Annotated in this window: 5 protein-coding genes; 1 reads left to right on the top strand and 4 read right to left on the bottom strand. The window is 63.1% G+C overall.

The annotated features are described in order from the left end of the window. Nucleotides 1-671 precede the first annotated feature (671 nt). On the top strand, nucleotides 672-2,792 hold the full coding sequence (locus BB029_RS29305) for a TonB-dependent receptor (protein ID WP_053130326.1): 2,121 nt from the start codon (nucleotides 672-674) through the stop codon (nucleotides 2,790-2,792). A gap of 5 nt (nucleotides 2,793-2,797) precedes the next feature. Here the strand turns inward: BB029_RS29305 and BB029_RS29300 are convergent, their stop codons facing one another. Genes BB029_RS29300 through BB029_RS29285 form a run of 4 tightly spaced genes read right to left on the bottom strand, consistent with a single transcriptional unit; the run spans nucleotide 2,798 to nucleotide 6,634 of the window. Further along, nucleotides 2,798-3,571: an energy transducer TonB gene (locus BB029_RS29300; protein ID WP_065941923.1), complete on the bottom strand. Its 774-nt coding sequence runs from the start codon at nucleotides 3,569-3,571 to the stop codon at nucleotides 2,798-2,800. After that, on the bottom strand, nucleotides 3,568-4,014 hold the full coding sequence (gene tolR / locus BB029_RS29295) for a protein TolR (protein ID WP_027607142.1): 447 nt from the start codon (nucleotides 4,012-4,014) through the stop codon (nucleotides 3,568-3,570). The genes BB029_RS29300 and tolR overlap by 4 nt, the downstream gene beginning before the upstream one ends. 14 nt (nucleotides 4,015-4,028) lie before the next feature. Then, a complete protein-coding gene (gene tolQ, locus BB029_RS29290) occupies nucleotides 4,029-4,721 on the bottom strand; it encodes a protein TolQ (RefSeq protein ID WP_053130320.1) in 693 nt (230 codons plus the stop codon). A gap of 47 nt (nucleotides 4,722-4,768) precedes the next feature. Then, nucleotides 4,769-6,634 (bottom strand): phytase, encoded by a 1,866-nt coding sequence (locus tag BB029_RS29285; protein WP_065941922.1) that lies wholly within the window; start codon nucleotides 6,632-6,634, stop codon nucleotides 4,769-4,771. Nucleotides 6,635-6,660 lie beyond the last annotated feature (26 nt).

Below are 6,660 nucleotides of genomic sequence, written 5' to 3'. Positions count from 1 at the left end.
AATGTGGGAGGGGGCTTGCCCCCGATGAGGGTGGGTCAGTGATACTTGGGTTGACTGACTCACCGCTATCGGGGGCAAGCCCCCTCCCACATTTACCGAGTACATCAGACACAAAACCGGTCGGCTCTAAGGCCGCCGCGCTTCGGCTTTTGATCTCAAATCGCCCCGTCAAACACGCTGGCCGAACGCAGGCTTTGGAGCGTGGGTAACCCGGCAGGACGCCGGGTTAGCCGCGCTGGGCCAGGGATGGCCCATCGCGGCGGCCCACGCTCCAAAGCCTTCGTTCGGGCACACCGAGCCTAGGCGAGGTGCCGAGTGTTGGGGCGAGGACCTTTTGCTTACTTTTGGGTCCCTCCAAAAGTGAGCCGCTGTAAGAGCGGAACCATAGGCAGCCGTTACCGCAGCAACGGATATGTACTCGGTCAAAGCCAACGACATGGTCGGCCCGAAGGCCGCCACGGGGGCAAGCCCCACATCTGGTTATGCGGCCAGGCAAGAAATATCATCAGATATGCGCATTATAAATAACTATTAACTGCATATTTTTAATAATTAACATATAACAAAACGGACTTTTACGAACGCCTTTCCTATCCATATTGTTATGTCCAGCACCGACCCCTGACCAGGTGGAGGCCTTGCCTGAACCACCACTTTCTCAGGGACCTACCATGAGCCACATCGCCGCGCCCAATCGCCTCACCCTTGCCGTCTCCCTCGCCCTGTTCGGCGCGTACGCCCACGCCGATGACGCCGCGCTGCCGGTGGTCAATGTCACGGCCGAGCACCGCAGTGAAGACTTGCAGAAAACCCCGCTGGCGATTTCCGCCTTCGACGAGAAGAGCCTCGACGACAAGCAGATCCGCAGCGTGCGCGATCTGTCGGGCCAGGTGCCGAACCTGACCCTCAGCCGCCAGTCGATCTCCTACAGCGCCCAGACCTATGGCATTCGCGGCATCGGTGAAACCGACCCGATCCAGGAAGCCGCGGTGGCGGTGTACGCCGACGACTTGTACATCCCACGGGCGATTTCCTCGATGCTCGACTTCAATGACGTCGAGCGCGTCGAAGTGCTGCGCGGCCCCCAGGGCACCCTGTACGGGCGCAACAGCAGCGCCGGGGCGATCCGCGTGATCACCCGCGACCCCAACCAGGAAACCCGTGGTTTCGTCGAGCTCGGTGCGGGCAATTACAATGCGCAGAACGGCCGTTTCCTGATCAGCGGCCCGCTGGTGGACAACGCCTTGTTCGGCAGCTTTTCGGCGATCCGCCTGAGCCGCGACGGCACGGTGTCCAACCCGACCCGGGGCAAGGATGTCAACAACGTCGATATCCAGTCCTACCGCGGCAAGCTGCGCTACAAGCCCGAGGATTCACCCTGGGATGTGCAGTTGACCCTGGCCGGCACCTTTGACCGTGGCGACACCACCAGCTACTCGCCGTTCGACGCCAACGGCCGTTTCGACAAGTTCAAGAGCTACAGCAGCCTCGATCCGAAAAACCGCCTTGACCAGGGCAGTTCGGTGTTGCGCGCGATCTATGCGATCAACGATCACTTGAATGTCAAATCGGTCACTGCCTGGTCGTCCTTCAACCAGCCGGTGGACTACGACAACTCAGGCCAGGCCGCGCTGATCCAGAACAACCTGATCCTCTACAAGCAAAACTACGCCACCCAGGAATTCCAGCTCAACGGTGACTATGACGACTTCAGCTTCAGCACCGGCCTGTACCTGTACCGCGAACGCTTCGATGCCGACCGCGACAACCTCACCTACTCCATCGCACGCAACCGGGTGATCGGCCAGGGCCAGTACAGCACCACCAACACCGAAAGCTACGCGCTTTATGGCCAGGGCACCTACAAGATCACCCCGCAGCTGTCGCTGATCGCCGGCCTGCGCTTTACCCGCGAACACAAGAACTTCGAGTTCACCAATTACGCGATCAATACCGACCGGCAGATTACCGGCACCAACTTCGCGGCCGAGTCGAGCAAATCCTGGCAGTCCACCAGCCCGAAAATCGGCTTCGAATATGCCTGGACGCCGCACCTCAACCAGTACGCCTATGTCGCCAAGGGCTTCAAGGCCGGCGGATACGACAACCGTGCGCCGACTCGCGCCGCCGCCGAGCAGGCGTTTTCGCCGGAAGACGTGACCACCTGGGAAACCGGCTTCAAGGGCGACTTCTTCGACCAGCGCCTGCGGGCCAACGTCGCGCTGTTCTACAACGACTACAAAGACCTGCAGACCAACGCCTACGACCCGGCGCTGGGGGTGAGCCTGCGCACCAACGTCGGCCAGGCCCACACCTACGGTGTCGAGCTGGAAACCCTCACCGCCCTGAGCCGCGACCTGCAACTGAGCGCCAACCTCGGCTACCTGGAGAGCCAGTACGACGACTTCCAGAACGCCAGCGGTGCCGGGGTCGATGCCAATGGCAAGCAACTGGTGTTCTCGCCGCGCTGGAACGCCAGTGTCGGCCTGAACTACACCATTCCCGCAGGCCTGCCGGGCACCTGGCTGGCGGGCACGGATGCGCAGTTCCAGACCAAGTCCTACGCCAACGCGCTGAACGACGACATCCAGGAAGTGCCGCAGCAAACCTTCTGGAACGCCAACACTCGCTACATCAGCGGCGACGGCCACTGGACCACCACCCTGGCGGTGAAAAACCTGCTGGACCGCGCTTACCCGCAATCGGTGGGCTATGTGCCGTCCAGCGGCGCCCGTTATTACTCGGTCAACGATCCGCGCACGCTGTTGCTGTCGGTGCGCTATGACCTCTGAGTGCATTACTTGATGCGGTAGTGGAAGGTATTGCGTACCGCCGGTACGGCCACGGCCTTGCCGTCAACGATCCTCGGCTGGTAGCGAAAGGTGTTCGCCGCCGCCAGTGAAGGCCGGATAAACAACGGGTGGCAGCCGTCCAGCACCTTGGGATTTTCCACGCGGCCTTGGGTGTTGACGCTGTACTCCAAGGTGCAGTCGCCCTCGATGTTCTTGTCCAGGGCGCGCTCGGGATAGTCCGGTGCCTCCTTGCTCAGGGGTTGGTATTGGCGGCTGTCGAAGGCCGGCGCCGGGGCTGGCGCGGGGGTGGCTGCCCGGGCTTTTTCAGCGGCCAGGCGTTGCTGATCGAGGCGTTGTTGTTCCAGCTCGCGGTGGCGTTGTTCGCTGGCCAGGCGTTCCTGCTGCTGCTCGATCTTCTTGTCTTCGACGCGTTTACGCGCCAAGGCGGCTTTCTCGAGTTTTTGCGCCTGGACCTGCGGGTCGACCGTGGGCTTTGCCGGCACCGGCACTGGTATCACCACCGGTTCCGGCGGTGCGGGGGCAGCCACCACCGGTTCAGGCTCGGGTGCTGGCGCCGGTGGCAGCATGACCAACTGCGTGTGCATTACCCGCGGGGCATCCGCCACGGGCTTTTGCGTCGACCAGCCCAGCATCAACGCGGCCAGCACGCCGACGTGCAGCGCCACCGCCAGGCTGGCGGCGAGGCTGTTTCTCCAAAACCCGGAAGCCTCCCGGGGCGCCATCGTCAGGGTGGGACTGTGCATGATCATCGCCGTCATTGCGGGGCCTCGGTCACCAGCCCCAGGTTGCTGACACCACCCTTCTGCAACACCGCCATGGCCGCGACCACACGGCCGTAACCGGCGTTGTCGTCGGCGCGGATATAAACCTGGGTGTCGCTGCGCGCCGCCACCACCTGCATGACCTTGGCGCCCATTTCATCCAGGCTCACGGCGCTGTCGGTCTGGTGTTGGGTATCGAGTTCGCCGCCGAGGTTCCAGTAGTAGCCGCCGTCGGCCTTTACCGACAGCGTGAGGATCTGCTGGCGGGTGTCGGTGGCCAACGCCTCGGCGGCGACTTTGGGCAGGTCGATCTTCACACCCTGGGTCAGCATCGGCGCGGTGACCATGAAGATCACCAGCAGCACCAGCATCACATCGATATACGGCACCACGTTCATCTCGGCCTTGGGCCCGTGCTTGCGTTGCGGCCTGACTAACATGGGAGTTGCTCCTTTCAGGCGGCGACGGCCAGGTTGATCGACGTACCGCGCAGGGTGCGGTGCAGGCGTACCTGCAGCTCATTGCCAAACGCGTAGTAACGGGTGAGCAGGGTCTGGCCGCGCGCCGCGAAGCGGTTATAGGCGATCACCGCCGGGATCGCCGCAAACAGGCCGATGGCCGTGGCGATCAAGGCTTCGGCAATGCCCGGCGCTACGGTGGACAACGTCGCCTGTTGCACCTGGGACAAGCCGATAAAGGAATTCATGATGCCCCACACCGTGCCGAACAGGCCGATGTACGGGCTGACCGAACCCACGGTCGCGAGAAATTGCAGGCCCTTTTCCAGCTCGATTTCCTGCTCGGTGATCGCCACCTGCAAGGCCCGCTCCACGCCTTCGAGCACCGCCGGATCATGGCTGTGCAGGTGCTGGTATTCCTGGACCCCGGCGATAAAGATCGGCGCAATGCCGCCCTCGCCCGCCTGCTGGATCTCACGGGACAGTGCCTGCAAATCCGGCGCGGCGCGAAAGCGCTGCACAAAAGCGTTCAACTGACGCTCCAGGCGGCGCAGCACACTGCCGCGCTGGATAATCAGGTACCAGCTGAGCAAGGACGCCAACAGCAAGGTGACCATGACAGCCTTGACCAACAGGCTGGCGTCGCTGATCAAACCCCAGATCGTCATATGTTCCATCGTCGCGTGCATGGTGAATCTCCCATTCGATTAAAAAGTGATGACCGGTTGATGACGGTTCACGGCAATTTCAATGCACGGGTGACCTCGGCCCAGGGCACGAACTTGAAGTTCTGGGTCTGCTCGGGCATGCGCTTGCGCCCGTCCTGCACCACCAGCATGCCTTGGCTCCATGGTCCGCCGAGGTTGATGGCAGTGACTTCCAGGCCATCGGTTTCCGACGCGCCATCGATACCGGCAGCGGCGTTCAAGCCGACGCGAAAGCCGCCGTGCACGGCAAACGGCGGTTCGGCATCCACCACCAGGTAGCTGTCATTGCCCTGGCTGGAGATCACCAGGTAGTCATGTTTATCGCTCTGGTACAGCGCCAGGCCCTCGACATCCGCATGCAATTGCGGGCCGACCTTGATCACGCTGGTCAACGTCGCCGGTTGATCGGCGCGCGCATCCACCGCCCACACGCCGACGTCCTCCTCACCGATAAACAGGCGCTGGCGCTGGTCGTCGGCCACACAGCCTTCGGGTTGGCTGTCGACCTTGAACTGACGCACCAGCTCGCCATGCACACGGCCGTCCGGCGCACTGAGGCGGTATTGCAGGAAGGTGCCGTCCTTGCCATTGGCAATCGCGTAGATCTCGCCGCTGGCGGGCTGGAACAGGCAGATGCCATAGATTTCCTTGAGCGGCGTGGGCACTTCACCGGCCTCACGCAGCTCGCCGCTCTGACGGTCGATGCTGAACAGGCTCAGGCTGTTGTGATCGCGATTGCTCGCCACCGCCAGGTCCACCGTTTGCGCGCCAAGCTTGAAGTTGGGGCGTACGTCGACGTTATTCAGGCGGCCCACCGCCAGTTCCTGCAACAGCTTGCCGTCGAGGTCGTAGGCGAGCAGGCCCTGTTTCTTGTTGGTGCCGAGCACACGGCTGTTGGCCGGGGTTTGCGGGTGAATCCAGATCGCTGGGTCATCCGCCGCGTCGCCCTGGCGGCCGACCGGGTCGCTCTGGCGCAAGGCCGCGACTTCCGGCAGCACTGCAGCCGCCGCGACGGGCGTGGGCTGCCAGTCGAGCCTGGCCTGGTAGAGCGTGCCGCTGTCATCATCGCGCACCAGCAACTGGCGGCCATTGATCGCCAATTGTTCCGGCTCTTTCAGGCCCGGCAGGCCCAGGCTCGGTTGCTCCACCCAGCGCTCGCCGGTGTGCTGGAACAGGTGTAACCGGGCGGTCTTCGGGTCCAGCGCAACCAGGCCACCGGGTACCAGCGCCATGGCCCCGGCTTCGCGCTTGGGAGTGTCGAACAGCGCAACCGGCGTGCGTTTCACCTCGGCTTCCGGGTGCGCCGGGTAGGCCCACCAACCGACATTCTCTTCATTCACCAGCAACTGCTGGGTGGCATCGTCCACCTGGCAGAACTGCGCCGACGGCGGCAGTGGCAAACCCCGTACACGCTGGGGGTCGGTGAGCAGCGTCGCGCCGTTGCCCACCAGCCATTGCTCGCCCTTGCCCTCTTCGCCCACCAGGAACACAAACAGGTTGGCCGCGGCGTCGCGGTACAGGCACAGGCCATTTACCGGGTAGTCGCGGGTCGGCAGGTATAGCGGCTTGCCCCAGTTTTTGCTGGCGCTGTCCAGGCTGATCAGCAGCGCCTGCTGGCGCTCGTTGTCGAGGCTGGCGACCAGCACCTGGGCACCTGCGGCGCGGGTGTCGAGGCTGCTGAAGTTACCCTTGAAACGCGCCAGCTCGGCGCCCTGGCTGTCGAGCAGTTGCAGGCCGTCGCGGCTGCTGGCGGCCACGCGCTCGGTGCCATTGGGCAGGAAGGCCACGGCTTCGGCCTTCAGGCTGGGTGCCCATGGGGTCAGCGCCAGGTCGGCGGCGAACGCATGGCTGTTGGTGACCAGGGCAATCAGCAGGTACAGCTTGGAAATTCTCATGAACAAGCAAATCCTTCAAAAACAAT

It is taken from the genome of Pseudomonas sp. S3E12 (assembly GCF_001702295.1).
Classification (GTDB): domain Bacteria; phylum Pseudomonadota; class Gammaproteobacteria; order Pseudomonadales; family Pseudomonadaceae; genus Aquipseudomonas; species Aquipseudomonas marginalis.
This window is presented reverse-complemented; position numbering and strand designations above follow the sequence as displayed.

Coding starts and splice junctions, on each gene's coding strand:
- BB029_RS29305 (WP_053130326.1), top strand. CDS start 672: ATGAGCCACATCGCCGCGCCCAATCGCCTCACCCTTGCCGTCTCCCTC.
- BB029_RS29300 (WP_065941923.1), bottom strand. CDS start 3,571: ATGACGGCGATGATCATGCACAGTCCCACCCTGACGATGGCGCCCCGG.
- tolR (WP_027607142.1), bottom strand. CDS start 4,014: ATGTTAGTCAGGCCGCAACGCAAGCACGGGCCCAAGGCCGAGATGAAC.
- tolQ (WP_053130320.1), bottom strand. CDS start 4,721: ATGCACGCGACGATGGAACATATGACGATCTGGGGTTTGATCAGCGAC.
- BB029_RS29285 (WP_065941922.1), bottom strand. CDS start 6,634: ATGAGAATTTCCAAGCTGTACCTGCTGATTGCCCTGGTCACCAACAGC.